Source organism: Microbulbifer maximicatervae (SeqCode) (assembly GCF_052467225.1).
The window spans coordinates 609,564-626,340 of sequence record NZ_CP174303.1 but is presented as its reverse complement, the minus strand read 5'-3'; the positions used below and the strand labels follow the sequence as shown (position 1 = coordinate 626,340).

General features: G+C 53.6%; 12 protein-coding genes. 1 reads left to right on the top strand and 11 read right to left on the bottom strand.

Annotated elements, in window-relative coordinates; genetic code table 11:
- Positions 1 to 4: 4 nt before the first annotated feature.
- From ACJJIZ_RS02655 to glmU, 11 genes are all read right to left on the bottom strand, one after another.
- Positions 5 to 355: an AraC family ligand binding domain-containing protein gene (locus ACJJIZ_RS02655; protein WP_444895636.1), complete on the bottom strand. Its 351-nt coding sequence runs from the start codon at positions 353 to 355 to the stop codon at positions 5 to 7.
- A 44-nt stretch (positions 356 to 399) separates the two neighbouring features.
- Positions 400 to 2,019 carry a Na+/H+ antiporter gene (locus ACJJIZ_RS02650; RefSeq protein WP_444915140.1) on the bottom strand — a complete coding sequence of 540 codons (1,620 nt, stop codon included), beginning with the start codon at positions 2,017 to 2,019 and terminating at the stop codon, positions 400 to 402.
- Positions 2,020 to 2,384: 365 nt separating this feature from the next.
- The gene (locus tag ACJJIZ_RS02645) at positions 2,385 to 3,200 is read right to left on the bottom strand and encodes a class II aldolase/adducin family protein (RefSeq protein ID WP_444915139.1); all 816 of its coding nucleotides are present in this window, start codon (positions 3,198 to 3,200) and stop codon (positions 2,385 to 2,387) included.
- A gap of 310 nt (positions 3,201 to 3,510) precedes the next feature.
- Positions 3,511 to 4,527, bottom strand: a complete 1,017-nt coding sequence (locus ACJJIZ_RS02640; RefSeq protein ID WP_444915138.1) for a zinc-binding alcohol dehydrogenase family protein — start codon at positions 4,525 to 4,527, stop codon at positions 3,511 to 3,513.
- Between the two features lie 157 nt (positions 4,528 to 4,684).
- Positions 4,685 to 5,563, bottom strand: a complete 879-nt coding sequence (locus ACJJIZ_RS02635) for an alpha/beta fold hydrolase (protein WP_444915137.1) — start codon at positions 5,561 to 5,563, stop codon at positions 4,685 to 4,687.
- A 24-nt stretch (positions 5,564 to 5,587) separates the two neighbouring features.
- The gene (gene glmS, locus ACJJIZ_RS02630; protein ID WP_444915136.1) at positions 5,588 to 7,417 is read right to left on the bottom strand and encodes a glutamine--fructose-6-phosphate transaminase (isomerizing); all 1,830 of its coding nucleotides are present in this window, start codon (positions 7,415 to 7,417) and stop codon (positions 5,588 to 5,590) included.
- A 2-nt stretch (positions 7,418 to 7,419) separates the two neighbouring features.
- A complete protein-coding gene (locus ACJJIZ_RS02625; RefSeq protein WP_444916181.1) occupies positions 7,420 to 8,244 on the bottom strand; it encodes a DeoR/GlpR family DNA-binding transcription regulator in 825 nt (274 codons plus the stop codon).
- Between the two features lie 123 nt (positions 8,245 to 8,367).
- The gene (locus ACJJIZ_RS02620; protein ID WP_444915135.1) at positions 8,368 to 9,585 is read right to left on the bottom strand and encodes a dihydrolipoamide acetyltransferase family protein; all 1,218 of its coding nucleotides are present in this window, start codon (positions 9,583 to 9,585) and stop codon (positions 8,368 to 8,370) included.
- Positions 9,582 to 10,577, bottom strand: a complete 996-nt coding sequence (locus ACJJIZ_RS02615) for an alpha-ketoacid dehydrogenase subunit beta (RefSeq protein WP_444915134.1) — start codon at positions 10,575 to 10,577, stop codon at positions 9,582 to 9,584. Before ACJJIZ_RS02615 ends, ACJJIZ_RS02620 begins: the two co-directional genes overlap by 4 nt.
- Positions 10,577 to 11,668 (bottom strand): pyruvate dehydrogenase (acetyl-transferring) E1 component subunit alpha, encoded by a 1,092-nt coding sequence (pdhA, locus tag ACJJIZ_RS02610; protein ID WP_444915133.1) that lies wholly within the window; start codon positions 11,666 to 11,668, stop codon positions 10,577 to 10,579. The genes ACJJIZ_RS02615 and pdhA overlap by 1 nt, the downstream gene beginning before the upstream one ends.
- Positions 11,669 to 11,793: 125 nt before the next feature.
- A complete protein-coding gene (gene glmU / locus ACJJIZ_RS02605; RefSeq protein WP_444915132.1) occupies positions 11,794 to 13,155 on the bottom strand; it encodes a bifunctional UDP-N-acetylglucosamine diphosphorylase/glucosamine-1-phosphate N-acetyltransferase GlmU in 1,362 nt (453 codons plus the stop codon).
- Between the two features lie 226 nt (positions 13,156 to 13,381).
- Between glmU and ACJJIZ_RS02600 the strand changes: the two genes are divergently transcribed.
- A complete protein-coding gene (locus ACJJIZ_RS02600; RefSeq protein WP_444915131.1) occupies positions 13,382 to 16,735 on the top strand; it encodes an amidohydrolase family protein in 3,354 nt (1,117 codons plus the stop codon).
- Positions 16,736 to 16,777 lie beyond the last annotated feature (42 nt).

The window sequence follows — 16,777 nt, the reverse complement described above, 5'->3', positions numbered from 1 at the left end:
GGCCCTAGGGGTTGTCATTAAGCACGACAATGGCAGCCCTTCCAGGACTCAGACTCTCGCTGATATGCCCCTTTCCGTGTAAATCATTGGCTAATAAGATATCTCCGGGAGCAAAGATATATTGTTCACCGGAGCTGGTTGTGAGCTTCACCCTGCCTTCAAGATAAAGAATAAACTGCGCCTGCGGGGCACAGTGCCAATCAAAACGCTGTCCCTCACTAAACTCCCGGAACTGCACCTGCTTGGCGGGATAGGGGATTGAGTAATTACCCAGGGGCTCGCGCTGGGGACTGTCTATTTTTCTTTTCTGAAAAAGGGAAACCCCATTAACTGAACACAGCTCTACAAACTCCATATCAAGTTTTCACCAATTTAAGCGTGTCTATTACAAGAGAAAATTTATTCTTTGTTAATTAAGCTCGCCTCTACCAGATCAACCTCCAAAACCAATTTGCGGTGGAGTTCATCATCAATCTTCCTGGAGACACGCAATTCCAACAGTTGTTCGCGCTCAGCAGAAAGTGCGGCAAGGTGATAATGACGCTCAACCCTGGAACGCATCCAGATAATATCCTCGCTTTCATCTTCTCCTAGGGTTATGCGCCGCCGATAAATAGCTAAAAGGTGATCCACCGCCTCAAAAGCGAGATCGCGATCTTTTTCACCTCGATCAATATCATGACGCATATTCATCAGCTGATTCACTGCCGCTGTGGCAGCAGATATTCGCGCACCTTTTTCATCACCGATAGCGGCAAAATTGGGGGCTTCGGGTAAACGGCGCAGTAGAACAGGCAATAAAAAACTTGCCAGCAATAAGGAAAGCAAGATAACGCCCATTGCAATAATCAGGGCTAAATCACGGCCGGGCAACGGCTTTCCATCTGTCATAGCGAGGGGAAGGGAAAAGGCTCCCGCCAATGTAATCGCCCCTCTTACCCCGGCGATGGTCAACACGCTAACCAATAAAAAATGGGTACCAAAAGATTCTACTTTCTGCCCAAAACGTGAGAGATATAGGGAGACCCATACCCACACAAATCTCAGGAGAAGTAGTACAACAAATATTGCCAGGACATAAAAAATAATTGTTAAGTCACCAGTGTGACGCGCGCCGGAGAAATCCGCTCCGGTAATTCGAACCAATTGCTCTCCCAACAGAACAAAAATAATACCGTCAAGAACTGCTTGTACTGTTTTCCATACTGCACGGCGGTCCATCCGTGTAGTCGACATTTCCGCGCCGTGTAAGGTGGTATAGTGAGTCGCAATTCCAGCACTGGCAGCCGCCAAAATACCCGATACCTGTAAAGTATGGGCGGCGATATAAGCCGCAAAGGGCACTAATAAGCTCACTAGAACTTGTACAGTAGTGTCCTCACCGCCAACTCTGACCAGCAGGCGCAAAATATACCCACAGGCAAATGCTGCTCCAGCGCCTATAACCACACCGCCGATAGCGACCCAGAAAAAACCAGCCAGTGCATGGGGAAATGAAAAGGTCCCGGTGAGGGCGGCAATCACTGCAAAACGGAAAATATCCAATCCCGAGGCATCATTAAACAGGGACTCTCCGGCGAGGATATGCTCCAGCCGTGGTGGCATAGACGTTCCACCGTGGACCACCGATACCGCCACAGGATCGGTCGGTGCCAAAATTGCCGCTACTGCAAAAGCCACCGCCAGTGGCATGACAGGCACCAACCAGGAAATAAAATACCCCATACCCACAACGGTAAAAAGCACCAATCCAATAGCCAAGGTAACAATGGCACCGATATCTCGAAACAGAGCGCCTTTCGGTATTCGCCAACCGGCAATAAACAATAAGGGCGGAACAAACAGCAGGAAAAAAATTTCTGGCTCGAGGGGTATTTCTATTCCCAAAAAGCTACCCAGTATTGCTCCCGCAGCAATTTGCAATAGAGGCAGTGGAATAGGTAAAGGCAACAGGCGCGCAATAACCAGGGTAATGGCCACAACTAACAACAGCACCAGCGCAATAACCAGATAGTGCATTACTCGCTACAGTTCCCTGTGACGCCTTATTGAAATAGATCTCTATCGAGTAACTAGGGAGCCTCTGAATAACTCCGTAATGCCTCTGCGGGTCTTGAAGGCTGCAGATGTTAGGCGCAGCTCGCCGCGAATGGCCGTAGCCCTTTGCAAGAGCTGCAACGCAGCAGATGTGGCCTTCAAGGCCCGCCCTTCGGGGCTTGCAGAGGTATCATGGAGTTATTCAGAGGCTCCCTAGTGCTGTTCACTCAATATCAGGAAGTTTATGCGAGAATAGAAAACAGGGAATAAATTCTGAGAAAAAGTGCCGGCGCTTTGCAGCGCTCCAAAAAATTACTCTGCAAATTTGGCAGAGTTTTGGAGTTTCTTTACTCAAACATATCCGGCTGTTCTTTTGCAATTACATTGTAAAGAGGCTGAAAGCTAAATAATCCCGCCAGTTCAGTTCCCACAACCGCCCGGGTTCGTATTGCCACCTCTGGATCGATCAAAATAGGCTGCCCAGCTGCTTGCGCCAGTAACTGAGCCTGGCAGCTTTTTTCCATAGTGATATACCACCAGGCAGCTTCATCGACGGATTTACCCACCGTCAGTAAGCCGTGATTCTGCAATATCAGTGCTTTGTGGTTACCCAAGGCTTTAGCAAGGGCCGCACCTTCTCCCATTTCCAATACCACGCCGGAAAAAGTATCCAACAAACCGTGGTCCTGATAAAAGGCACAAGCATCCTGGGTAATGGGATCCAGAAGGCGCCCGAGAGTAGACCAACTTTTCCCATAAAGGGAATGAGCGTGCGCAGCGGCTATCACATCCGGGCGGGTTTTATGGATGTGAGAATGAATAGTAAAGGCTGCGCCATTAAGGTAACCATCCCCCTCAACCACCTCTCCTTGATGATTGACCAGCAACAGTTGTGACATCGTCATCTGTTTAAAGGAAACCCCCATGGGGTTGACCCAAAAATGATCGTCATATTCCGGGTCACGGACAGTGATATGACCGGCTACGCCTTCATCAAAACCAAATTTTCCAAACAGCCGAAAAGCCGCCGTCAGCTTTCTCTTGCGCTCTTCACGAACTTGTTCTGGCGGCTGGGTTGGCTCGCCAAGCAACATATTGATGTCGCCATTCATAACAGCAGCATCAATACCGGTTTTTGTTTTATTTTTTTCTGTCGTAGCCACCTAGCGGCCCTCTCATCTTTGAAAAATGCCGAGGCATGGTTATAGCATGACTTTTATTTTCTATGCGAGGATTAATAACTTAATAAAATGGTGACTGCATAATGCGGAAAAATATAAAAGTGACTTTGATGTCTTTTCTATCAGTTTATTTTCGCCCTGTAGAAATATAAGCAAAAATTTACTGCCAAATAATGAAAAATAAGTATCTTGCACTTAGTTTCTTTTATCGAATAATTAGGACTGCTTACTCAAAGTAAATTCCCACCCAGATGTCATAGATATGACTCTGAGTAGGAGCGAGTTTACTCTATCAAAAACCTTCCAGGACTATCTTTCCTTTTGCAGCCTGGGATTCGATAAGCTGATGCGCTTTTAAAAGATTATTTGCGTTTATTTTCCCAAAATTCTGCCCCATAGTGGTTTTAATTAATCCCTGATCAATTAATTCCGCAAGTTCATTCAACAGAACATGCTGGGCAACCATATCCTCGGTAGAAAACAGCGCGCGAGTAAACATAAACTCCCAGTGCAGAGACACACTCTTCTGCTTCAGTGCCATAACATCCAAGGAGGCGGGGTCGTCAATCAAACCAAACTTCCCTTGAGGTCTGATACTTTTGATAATTTCCGCCAAGTGCTCTTCGGTATTAGTGAGACTAACGACATAGTCGACGCCATCGATGCCCTCGCGGCTTAACTGCTCGCTAAGAGACTCACGATGATTGATCACATGGTGGCTTCCAAGCTCTTCAAGCCAGCTTTTGGTTTCGGGGCGGGAGGCAGTGCCTATCACAGTCAAATTGGTCAGACGACGGGCCAATTGGACCATAATCGAACCCACGCCACCAGCGGCACCAATGATCAGCAGTGACTTGTTGTTTGCCCCTTTACCCACCGCTACTTGGAGGCGGTCGAATAGCATTTCCCAAGCGGTAATCGCAGTGAGGGGCAGCGCCGCCGCCTCGGCACAGCCAACCGTCTTGGGGGCAGTACCAACGATTCTCTCATCCACCAGCTGGTACTGGGCATTGCTGCCCGAGCGGGAGATGTCGCCTGCATACCAGACCCGATCGCCAACCTTAAAGAGTCCCGCTTCCGGGCCTACCGCTTTCACTATGCCCACAGCATCCCAGCCAAGTACTTTCCACTGACCGCTATCCGGGCTGGCCCGCTGCCTCACTTTAGTATCTACCGGGTTAACTGAAACGGCCTGTACTTCTACCAGCAGATCCCGGCCGGAGACTTGCGGTATGGGGAGGGTTATATCCTGTAGCGCTTCTTTATCACTGCTTAGCAGAGACTGTTGATAACCGACGGCCTTCATCATCAGTTTTATCCTTTTCCAAATGGGGTAATTAGTGTGAAGGTATCTTAAAAAGGAATATCCACAGGAAAAACTGCCTTCTCGCAGAAGCTGTTTCAATTATTTTTTTAAATTCCAGTGTCTATGGATAACTCTATCCACAGTTATCCACAAAGCTGAACTAGGGCACGGGGAAATGGCGATCTGTGGAAAACTTGAGAAGAAATTTACTCACCAGGGCATTAAATCTTTGTGCTGCTTCCAGAAACAGGAAATGGCTTCCTCCTTCCGCCACATCAAAGATCTCAAGTTTGGAACCCGCAACTTGCTGGTGAATCCACTGCTGGCACTCTATTGGGTGTGGACTGGCACGACCGAAAGCCACTAGCGTCGGCTTATCAATCCTGGGGATAAAATCCCGCCAGTCCTTTGTTACGTTATCCACAAAAAGCTTTGCAGCCCAGCGACGGGGACACTGCAGGTTAACCGCAACCAGCTCATCCCGTTGGGTTTTCCCCATTAAAGGCGTGACCATAGACATAAGAATTTGGCGAGTGGCCTCAACACCTTTTTTTCCAACCAAGTTATCCACAAACTGGAAGAGGCTCTCCGGGGTCAGTATGCCTCCAGCGGCCAATCGCTCCGCTTCACTCCAGGCGGGATCAGCCAGTAGACAGGGGGGTTCATCGATTAGCACTAGTGCACTGACCCTATCCCCACCAAACATTTCCAGGTAGCTCCATATCACCGAGCAGCCGGCGGAGTGGCCGAGTAAATGAAGGGGTTCCTGTTGCAGACTTGAGATCAGCTCCTGCAAGTCCTTGGCGAGGCGGGAAATTCGATAGCCATGATTGGGCTTGTCAGACTGACCGTGACCACGCATATCCAGCGCGATCACACGAAACTGATCGCTGAGCCCAGCGAGCTGATGTTTATACAACACCGCCCCCTGGGACCAGCCGTGTAGCATCAATAATATGGGGCCGTTGCCGGCCTCCAGATAGCGCAGGGTGACGCTATCAGAGGTAATAAATTCACACAGCTTTACTCGCTTGTGCATAAACCTTTTGCGGCAGGTGAACGGTTATTCAACCGTGACTGATTTAGCCAGGTTTCTGGGTTGATCCACATCAGTACCTTTTAGCAACGCCACATGGTAACTCAATAGCTGCAGCGGCACGGTGTAGAGAATCGGCGCCAGACTCTCTGGGGAATCTGGAACTTCCACCACGGTAACACCTTCTTCACTGGTAAATCCGGCCTTGGGGCTAGCGAAAACAAACAGTTGCCCACCCCGCGCACGCACTTCCTGTAAATTGGATTTGAGTTTTTCCAGCAGCTCATCATTGGGGGCAACGACAACCACGGGCATATCGCCGTCCACCAGTGCCAGGGGGCCGTGCTTCAATTCACCGGCAGGATAGGCCTCTGCGTGGATATAGGAAATTTCCTTCAATTTTAGAGCGCCTTCCAGAGCAATGGGGAATTCGACACCACGCCCCAAGAAAAGCGCGTGGTTCTTCTCTGCAAAGGCCTTGCTGGTGTTTTTAACCACCTTATCCAGACCGGTAAAACTCTCCATTAGCTCAGGTAACTGGTGCAAGGCGCTGACCAGTTCAGCTTCACGCTCCGCCGACAGGCCGTTGACCTTGGCGAGGGCGATACAGAACAGTTGTAATGCTACCAATTGGGTCGTAAAGGCCTTGGTTGAGGCCACACCAATCTCAGGGCCCGCCTCAGTCATTAGCGATAGCTCAGATTCTCGCACCAATGAGCTATTGGGCACATTGCAGATGGTCATGGAGGCCAGGTAGCCCAGGTCCTTGCCCTGGCGCAGGGCGGCGAGGGTATCGGCCGTTTCCCCGGATTGGGAAATACTCACAAACAGGGTTCCCGGGCGCACCACTTTCTTGCGGTAGCGCAGTTCACTGGCCACCTCCACCGAGCAGGGAATACCGGCCCAGTCCTCCAGCCAATAGCGGGCTACCATTCCCGCATGGTAACTGGTGCCACAGGCTACTATCTGTACCTGCTGCACCTTGGGCAAAATCTCCTGGGCGCGGGCACCAAGGGCCTGGGCCAACACCGAGCGCTCACCGATACGGCCCGCCAGAGTGGCTGCGACCACCTGGGGCTGCTCGAAAATCTCTTTCTGCATAAAGTGGCGGTAGCGCCCTTTATCGGTAGCTTCATGACCGCCGGTCAACTTGTGCACCGGGCGACTGACTTCCTCTCCCAACTTGTCTCGAACTGCGATGCCACCGCGACGCACTTCCGCCACATCGCCCTCTTCGAGGAATATAAAGCGATCAGTCACCTGGCGCAGGGCCATAGGGTCAGAGGCAATAAAGTTCTCTTCAATACCCACCCCCAGGACCAGGGGACTACCAGAGCGGGCACAGGCCAAAACTTCTGGCTCTTCATGACTAACAACCGCGAGGGCGTAAGCACCTTCAAGAATATGCGTGGCTTCAGTCACAGAGTCGACCAGGCTGCGGCCCTCAGAACTTAATGAGTGAATAAGGTGAACCACAACTTCAGTATCGGTTTCAGACTCAAACTCATAGCCTTTTCCCTGAAGCTCTGAACGCAATTCCTGATGGTTTTCGATAATGCCGTTGTGAACCAGAGCGATATGGCCTGACAGATGGGGATGGGCATTTTCATCGGAGGGAACACCGTGGGTAGCCCAACGGGTATGGGCAATGCCAATATGGCCCTCGGCGCTTTCCTCACTTAATTTGGCTTCCAAATCTGCGACCTTGCCCAGGCTTTTGCGCAATTGCAGCTGGCCATCTCCACTACTTAAGCAGACTCCGGCTGAGTCGTAACCGCGGTACTCCAAGCGGCGCAGCCCTTCCAGAAGAATCCCCGTCACATTGCGCTGTGCCAGCGCACCTACGATTCCGCACATAATTATTTCCTCATTAACCCGGGAGTCTCGCCGCCCATTAACATTTCAGGCTGAGCGCCTCCGCTCCTGTCTTCAGCGGCACAAATGAGCTGGATACCCAGCTGTTCCAGTTTTTGGCCCACGGCGTCCGCCAGGCCATCATCAGTTACCAGGATATCGATCTGCTCCCATGACAATTCCAGATTGGGAATCCGCTTCCCCACTTTACTGGACTCCGCCAGTACAACCACTTCCCGCGCAACTTCCGCCATTACGCGGGAGAGGCCAATTTGCTCATTAAATGTACAGGTACCGCGTTGCAAATCGATTCCATCGGCACCAATAAAAGCGCGATCGAAGTCGTATCCCCTCAGTACCTGTTCTGCAACCTGCCCCTGGAAGGCCTCAAAGTGTGGGTCCCAGGTGCCTCCGGTCATCAACAGCGTCGGTTCGTTTTCAAGTTCGCGCAGTGCATTGGCCACATGCAGCGAGTTAGTCATCACCACTAGGCCGCGCTTGCTTTCAAGCTCAGGAATCATTGCCGCCGTGGTGCGACCGTAATCGATCACAATTCGATGGTGATCCGGTATCAGCTCAGCAGCGGCTCGACCAATGGCCCGCTTGCTCCCCGAGGGCCCTTCTTCATTGACCAACTCCCTCGGCACTGGGATAGCACCACCGTGGCGGCGCAGCAACAAGCCATGATTTTCCATTGCCGTCAGATCCTTTCGAATCGTAACTTCCGAAGTTCCGAACTGCCGCGCCAATTGCTCGACAGTGGTCTCTCCTACTTCATTTAGCAAGTGGAGAATACCGTGGCGGCGCTGTTGAGTGTTGCGTTTGGACATAGGCATATAAGTTTCATTTCGAAACTTAAAGATAACAAAACGAAACTAAAGTTCCCACAACTTTTATCAATAACCATTACTCAACAGATTAGATACCGGTATAGGGCTCACTCAGACTGTCTGCTAGAGAGACAAAGTTTCCAACATTGTCTGAAGAAAGCGCGCCAACTCTCCACCGGTAACGGCCCGATGATCGGCACTGATGGAGAGAGGGAGTAGGGGGCGAAGTGCCGGCCATCGATTGACCACCACAACTCCCTGGCACACCCGCCCGGCACCGACAATGGCAACAGTGGGCGGCATGACTACCGGAGTGGCATAACGACCGGCTATGGAGCCGAAGTTGGAGAGAAGTATGCTTGCCCCCTGAAGGTCTCGCTGGGCGATCCCGGTCTCGCGGGCCTGGTGTTTAAAGTCCGCCACTTGCTGGAGCAGATCTTCATCAGTACGCTGGGCGACATCCCTGAGTACCGGCACATAGAGCCCTCGTGGAGAGTCCACTGCCAAACCAATATTGATACTGCCCTGTGGCGCCAGCTTCTCATCCTGATACAGAGCATTGAGGGTAGGTTCCGCCTCACAAGCTTCCTGTACTGCACGAATCAATCGCAGCAGCGCCGGAGCACTACCCCACCAGTTGGAAATATCCGCATCGTCACACAGCGTTATCTGCTTTACCTCATCCCGCGCTCGGCTCATGGACAAACCCATTGCGCGACGTGCAGGCGTCATGACTTCGGACTCAAAATCGAATTGGGGTGCAACGGCTGTAGTTTGTACGGCAGAAGCGCGGGCAGGTGATGGATGCTGCCCCTTCGCCACAGTTTTGGGCTTTGTTCCCGGCCCCACCGCAGTAAGTACCTGGGCTTCCGTTACCAGTGCACCCGCTGGTGATATTGACTGTAAATCTACCCCCAAACGCCTGGCCAGGGCCCGTACTCTCGGGGTGGCCAGGCGCTTTAAGCCCACCTCCGGCCCCCGCTCAGCCCCCAATACACCTTGCCCTTGCTCTATTTTTCCCACCACCGTACCGCTGTCGGCCCGAGGACTAGTCTCTTGTTCCGATTCTTCAGCTTGAGTGGGCGGGCTTTCATCTGCGACTTCTCCCTCGGCCATAAATCCCACCAGGGGATCGCCAACATTCACGGTCTCATCCACTGCCGCAAATAGCTTCTCAATAGTGCCGCCCCAAGGAGCCGGCACTTCCACCAAGGCCTTAGCGGTTTCCACTGTCACCAGAGTTTCATGGGCAGCTATGGTATCTCCCTCTCTGACATGCCACTCCCGCACTACCGCATCGGGCAGACCTTCACCGAGATCCGGAAGGGTAAAAGTCTTCATTGTGGCCCTCCGTTGGCGTAGTCCAGCACTTCCTGTACGGCCGACAAAATACGCGGCACTCCGGGTAGATACTCATCCTCCAGTTGATAGTAGGGCATCACTGTATCGAAACCGGTCACCCTCTGTACCGGTGCCTTTAAAAGATCGAAGGCATACTCATTAATCTGTGCGATCACCTCGGCACCCAGGCCACAGAACCTGGCCGCCTCGTGCACAACGACACAGCACCCGGTTTTCTCCAGGGAGTCTATTACCGTGTGGATATCCAGGGGTTTCAGGGTGGCCGGGTCGATAACCTCAGCCTCTACCCCTTCCTCTGCGAGCTGCTCTGCGGCTTGCAGGGTCTCTTTGAGGGAAGCGCCCCAAGCGATAAGCGTTATATCGCGGCCCTCCCGCAACACAAAGGCGCGATCCAGTGGCAGAGCCTCGCCAGTGTCGGGCACTTCCTGGCGAACGGCTCGGTAAATACGTTTGGGTTCCAGGAAAATTACCGGGTCCGGGTCTCTAATTGCCGCCAACAGTAAACCGTAAGCCCGTGCAGGAGAGGAGGGCACCACAAGGCGCAGACCTGGAATATGGGCGAACAGGGCCTCGGTGCTCTCAGAGTGATGCTCCGGTGCATGGATTCCACCTCCATAGGGGGCCCGATAGACAATCGGGCAGAAGAGGCGGCCGCGAGTGCGATTGCGATAGCGCGAGGCGTGGCTGAGGATCTGATCGAGACCGGGATAGATAAAACCCATAAACTGGAATTCAGCCACCGGTCGCAGGCCCTGCACCGCCATACCGACAGCCATTCCGGCAATCATGGTCTCGGCTAAGGGGGTGTCCATCACCCGGTCCCGGCCAAACCTGGCCTGCAACCCCTCAGTTGAGCGAAATACGCCACCGTTCAGACCAACATCTTCACCAAATAGAACCACCATCGGGTCTGCTTGCATCTCGTAAGCCAGAGCCTGGGTGACAGCCTCGACCAAAGTTATCTCAGCCATTAGCTATCTCCCTGCAACTGTTGATACTGCTCCAGAAAAGGCTCCGGCAACTTTGCATAGAGGTGATCGAATATTGCTGTGGCGGCATCTCTGGGGGTTTCCCGGTAGATGTGGACCGCTCTCTCCAGCTTCTGTGTCAGCTCCCGTTGCATCTCTTCTTCCTGCGCATCATCCCAGGCACCGCAGTTTTCCAGGTAGGATCGCAGGCGCCGCAAAGGCTCTCGGGACCAGGCTTCACTGACATCTTTTTTGGGCTGGTAGCGACTGGCATCATCGGCGGTGGTGTGGTCACACAGGCGATAGCTAATCGCCTCGATCAGAGCTGGGCCAGCACCACTGCGCGCCCGCTCCACGGCATCACCCACCGCCTCACGAACGGCAATCACATCGTTGCCGTCTACCTGCAAGCCGGGTATGCCGGCGGCAATAGCCTTCTGTGCCAGAGTCTTACAGGCCGTTTGCTCATCTCGCGGTAGGGAAATGGCCCATTGATTGTTGTTGATAACGATCACCAAAGGCAGGTGCCAGTCCCCAGCCAGGTTTATCGCCTCGTAAAAGTCTCCCCGCGAAGTAGATCCATCGCCGCCGGTCGAAACAGCGACGCGCATGGGGTCACCGAAATGCTCATGTTTATATTTCAGGGCAAAGGCTACACCGGCACCGTGCAGCATCTGGGTGGCTATAGGCACACTCAAGGGCAAATCTTCGCGGCTATGGCGAAAGTTCTGCCCCCGCTCATCGCCCCCCCAGATTGCGTAGATCTCCTCGATAGTAACGCCCCGCTCCAGAAGAGCGCCTGTCTCCCGGTAATTGGGGCAGTAGATATCCTCTTTGGCCATGGCGGCTGCGAGACCAACACCAATAGCTTCCTGGCCGAGGCTGGAGGGATAGGTGCCAAGTTGACCGGTACGCTGCATTTTTACCGCGCGATCATCCACCATACGAGCCAACGTCATCTGGCGGTAGTAAGCAATCAGGGTATCCGGGGTGGCAAATTCCGGTAGGGCTTGGGTCGTCTGTCCCTGTTCATCCAAATATTGCAGCGAAGCAATATCAAAACTGGCAAGCAGCTGTAATCTGGGCTTGTGCATCGGGCCATTCCTTTTGTTCCCGAAGCGCAAGTTTAATGGATAGGGTGGCTATCAACAGTTGTAGAGAGGGAATGCCCGCCGGAATTATAGTTTCCGAAGGGCAACCCAATTACGGTAAGGGTTATTTAGCTTTTCTTGGTAGGGCGCTGCCAGCCGGTAATATTGCGCTGCTTGCTGCGCGCTACCGCCAACTCTTTGCTCCCCACAGCCTGGGTAATGGTGGAGCCAGCACCCACTGTGGCTCCGGCGCCCACAGTTACTGGGGCTACCAGAGCTGTGTTAGAACCTATAAAGGCATTGTCGCCGATCTCGGTCAGGGACTTGTTCACACCGTCGTAATTACAGGTAATGGTGCCAGCACCGATATTGACCGCTTCGCCCACCAGGGCATCACCGACATAAGAGAGATGGTTAACCTTACTGCCCTCACCAATTTTGGCTTTTTTGGTTTCGACAAAGTTACCCACCTTGGCACCGGTGGCCAGCTCTGTGCCCGGACGCAAACGTGCAAAGGGACCAATAGTGCAAGCCTCACCAATCTCAGCGCCTTCGATAATGGAATTGGCCTCTACCTTGGTGCCATCTGCCAGACGACAGTTTTTTAGCAGGCAATTAGGTCCAATTTGTACCCCCTTACCCAGTGAAACTGTCCCTTCGAAAATGCAATTGATATCAATAGAGACATCGGTATCGCACTCCAGGCTGCCGCGAACATCTATACGCATGGGGTCCAATAAAGTCACCCCCGCATTCATAAGACTGGTCGCATGGTTATGCTGCAAAGCGCGCTCCATCTGTGCCTGCTGCGCACGGCTATTTACTCCCGCCACTTCCAGTGGATCACTGGCAATTACGCCCGTTACAGGAATACCCTCACTAACCGAACGACCGATAATATCGGTCAGGTAGTACTCACCTTGAGCATTGTCACTGGACAACTCCGGCAACCAGCGGGCCAACAGTGCTCCAGGAGTCGCCAAAATGCCGGTATTAACCTCACGGATAGCCAGGGTATCCGCATCGGCATCCTTTTCCTCAACGATCGACTGCACACAGCCGCTGTTATCCCTCACGATGCGCCCGTAACCGACGGGATTTGCCATTTCAACTGACAGCAGGGCAGGTCCGTGATCCGCTGCCGATAGCAGTGATTGCAAACTGCCGGCCCTGACCAGAGGCACATCGCCATAGAGCACCAAAACGGTAGCTCCCTCGCGGAAATGGGGCACCGCCTGGGCCACGGCATGCCCGGTACCCAATTGCTGTTCCTGCTCCACAAACCTGACACCGCGATCAGCAAAGCGGTCACGTATCAGGTCTGCGCCATGCCCGATTACCACGGTAATCTGCACCTCTCCCAACAACATGGCGGTATCAATTACCCGCTCAAGCATGGGAATACCGCCAATAGGATGCAGCACTTTAGGCAGGTCAGAGTGCATGCGGGTGCCTTTTCCGGCGGCCAAAATCACAACATCGATAGTCATAACGGGTCGATATTCCAATCGTCTACAAAATTTGAGTGCATTGTGGCCACTAGACTCGGTTTACTCAAGCAAACAACAGTTCGCCCCGGAGCCCAGGTATTCAACGCATTAAGATTGCTGCGCCGCTTTGATCCCGGTAATTTACCCCCTGTGAAATCAACCGGTTACTCAACCCAACAAAACAAATATAGCCGCCAAACACAGAATCGGGCGGAGGGATATTTCAATGAACACCACCAAGCAGAACAAGCCGCGCCACCATTTGTTGGCTCTGGCTGTCCTGGCACTGACCCTGCCGATGGGTGCTGTGGCAGAAGCCGAAAGCGCTCTCGAAGCTACCAAAGAAAAGGAAGTAGAAAAGGCGGAAGCCCAATCCTGGGATATCAACAAGCCACCCTACGAATTCAAACCGATCCAGTTGGACACCCGCGAGACCACCTGGAGCAACCTGGATATCAGCCCAGATGGCAAAACCATCCTGTTCGATATGCTCGGCGATATCTACACAGTACCGGTAGCAGGCGGCGAGGCGGTAGCCCTGACCAATGAAATCGCCTGGAATATGCAGCCGCGCTTCAGCCCGGATGGCAAGACCATCGTATTTATCAGCGACCGTGACGGCGCCGACAACATCTGGTTGATGGATCGCAATGGCGACAATCTTCGCCAGCTCACGACAGAGAAGGAAAACTTGCTGCACTCGCCCAACTGGAGCCCCGATGGCCAGTACTTGGTGGCGCGTAAAGGCTTTATGTCTGGCCGCAGTATTCCCGCCGGTGAAATCTGGATGTACCACTACGGTGGGGGTGAAGGTCGCCAACTGAAAGAGCGTATCGGTGGCGATATCGCCCAGAAAAATATTGCCGATCCGGCCTTCTCACCGGATGGGCGCTATGTCTATTACTCCATCGACACCACCCCCGGCACCGTGTGGAAGTACAACAAAAACTCCACCCAGGAAATTTTTGCCATCAACCGCTATGACCTCCAGGATGGTGAAGAGGAGACCTTTGTCTCCGGTCCCGGTGGCGCAGTGGCACCTGTACCATCCCCGGATGGCAGTAAACTGGCCTTCATTCGCCGCCAGGACAACCAGACCTCCCTGTTCCTGAAAGATTTGGACACAGGACTGGAAACACCGGTTTACTCCGGCCTCGAACGCGACCTGCAGGAAATCTTTGGCCCCCATGGCAACTACGTTCAATACGACTGGATGCCCGATGGTGAGTCATTGGTCGTTTGGACTGGCGGTAAATTCCTGCGCATCTCCATCAACGGCGACAGCGTCGCACCGATTGCGGCCCATGTGAAAGTTGAGAAACAGGTAGCGGATGCGGTGCGCTTCCCGGTAGACGTAGCGCCGGAAACCTTCGATGTGAAGATGATTCGCTGGGCGCAGAAATCCCCCAACGGCAAGCAGGTCGCTTTCCAGGCATTGGGCAAGATTTATATTCAGGATGTCGCCAGTGGTGAGCGTCGTCGTCTGACCCGCCAGGACGACCACTTTGAGTTCTATCCCAGCTGGTCCCGCGATGGTCGCGAGATCACCTATGTCTCTTGGGACGACCAAAACCTGGGCCATGTGAGGGTAGTTTCCGCTCGCAACGGTCGCGGTAAAAACATCACCAAGCAGCCGGGCCTGTACGTTGAACCAAGCTTTTCTCCAAGTGGTGACGCAGTGGCCTACCGTCGCTTTACCGGCGGCTATCTGCTCAGCCCCGAGTACTCCCTGGAACCGGGCATTTACCTGGCAGACGCCGACGGCGACTGGCAGCGCCGGGTCGTGAAGTCTGGCTATGAGCCTCATTTCGGCGCCAGCGAAGATCGTATCTACTTTTCCGAGTACCAAAACGCTGACGGCGGCAAGCGCGTGCTGAAGAGCACCAACCTGGAAGGCAAGGATGAGCGCGAGCACCTGCACGGCGCTGAGATTACTTCCTTCCGCCTGTCTCCAGACGGCAAGTGGGTTGCCTTCACCCAGGACTTCAAAGCCTTTGTCGCGCCCTTTATGCATACTGGCAAATCCGAGGTTATCGGCCCCGATAGCAAAGCAGTCAAAGTCACCCAGGTATCCAAGCGCGCCGGTGAAAACCTGCATTGGTCTGCCGATAGCGACACTTTGGGCTGGGCACACGGCCCCAAACTGTTCGAGCGTGAACTGAAGGACGCCTTCGAATTTGTCGCCGGCGCTCCGGAGGAACTGCCAGAGCCAGTTTCTGAAGGCATCGACCTGAGCTTTGAACAGTCCTTCGACAATCGCGCAGGTCTCGTTGCCCTCACAGGCGGCAAGGTTGTCACTATGCGCGATGCGGAAAACACCCGTGAAATTATCGACAATGGTGTGGTTCTGTTCCGGGGCAACCGTATTGTCGCCGTGGGACCCGCAGCGGAAGTGGAGATTCCCACCGAAGCGAACCGTATCGATATCACCGGCAAAACCGTTTTACCGGGGCTTATTGACGCTCATGCCCACGGTGCTCAGGGTCGCGAAGAGATTATCCCGCAGCAGAACTGGAACCTGTTCTCCAGCCTGGCATTTGGAGTGACTACTATTCACGACCCCTCCAATGACAGCAGCGAGATCTTCTCCGCCGCTGAAATGCAAAAGGCCGGCCTGATTACTGGGCCGCGTATTTTCTCCACCGGCACCATCCTCTATGGCGCCAAAGGTCCAGGCTACAAAGCCAAGATCAACTCCCTGGAGGACGCTCAGTTCCACGTGAACCGCCTCAAGGAAATGGGCGCCATTTCGGTGAAGAGCTACAACCAGCCCCGCCGCGACCAGCGCCAGCAAGTGCTGCAGGCAGCCCGCGAAGCCGGCATTATGGTAGTGCCCGAGGGCGGCGGTAAGTACCAGCACAATATGAACATGATTGTGGACGGGCACACCGGTATCGAGCACTCACTGCCGATCGCCAATGTCTACGGCGATGTGGAGCAACTGTGGAGCCAAACCCAAGTGGGTTATACACCGACCTTTGTCGTGGCCTACGGCGGTCTCTGGGGTGAGGAGTACTGGTATGACCGCACTGAGGTATGGAAGAACGAGCGCCTGACCCGCTTTACTCCGGACTTTATCGTTAACCCCCGCTCTATCCGTCGCCCGACTGCGCCGGATGCCCACTACAACCACTTTAATGTGGCCCGTCAGGCCAAGCAGCTGCGCGACGAAGGTGTCACCGTACATATCGGCGCCCACGGCCAGCGCGAAGGACTTGGAGCCCACTGGGAGATGTGGATGATGGAGCAGGGCGGCTTTACGCCCTGGGAAGCCTTCCGCGCCGGTACCATCGATGGTGCCCGCTACTTGGGTATGGACGGTGATATCGGCAGTATTGAAGCTGGTAAGCTGGCTGACCTGATCGTGGTTGACGGCAACCCCTTGGATAACCTGCGCCTGTCAGAAAACATTACCTACACGGTAATTAATGGCCGTGTGTTTGAGGCAGAAACCATGAACGAAGTCGGTGCTGGCGAACGCTTGGCATTCTTCCACGAACGCCTGCCTATCAGCGCTATGCCCGCTCCTACGGCAGAAGCGGTACAGGAGAAGATGGAACGCCACCACTGGGTACACTAACCTCAGGCACAAACTGAGATGCAAACAAAAGGCCAGGGACAA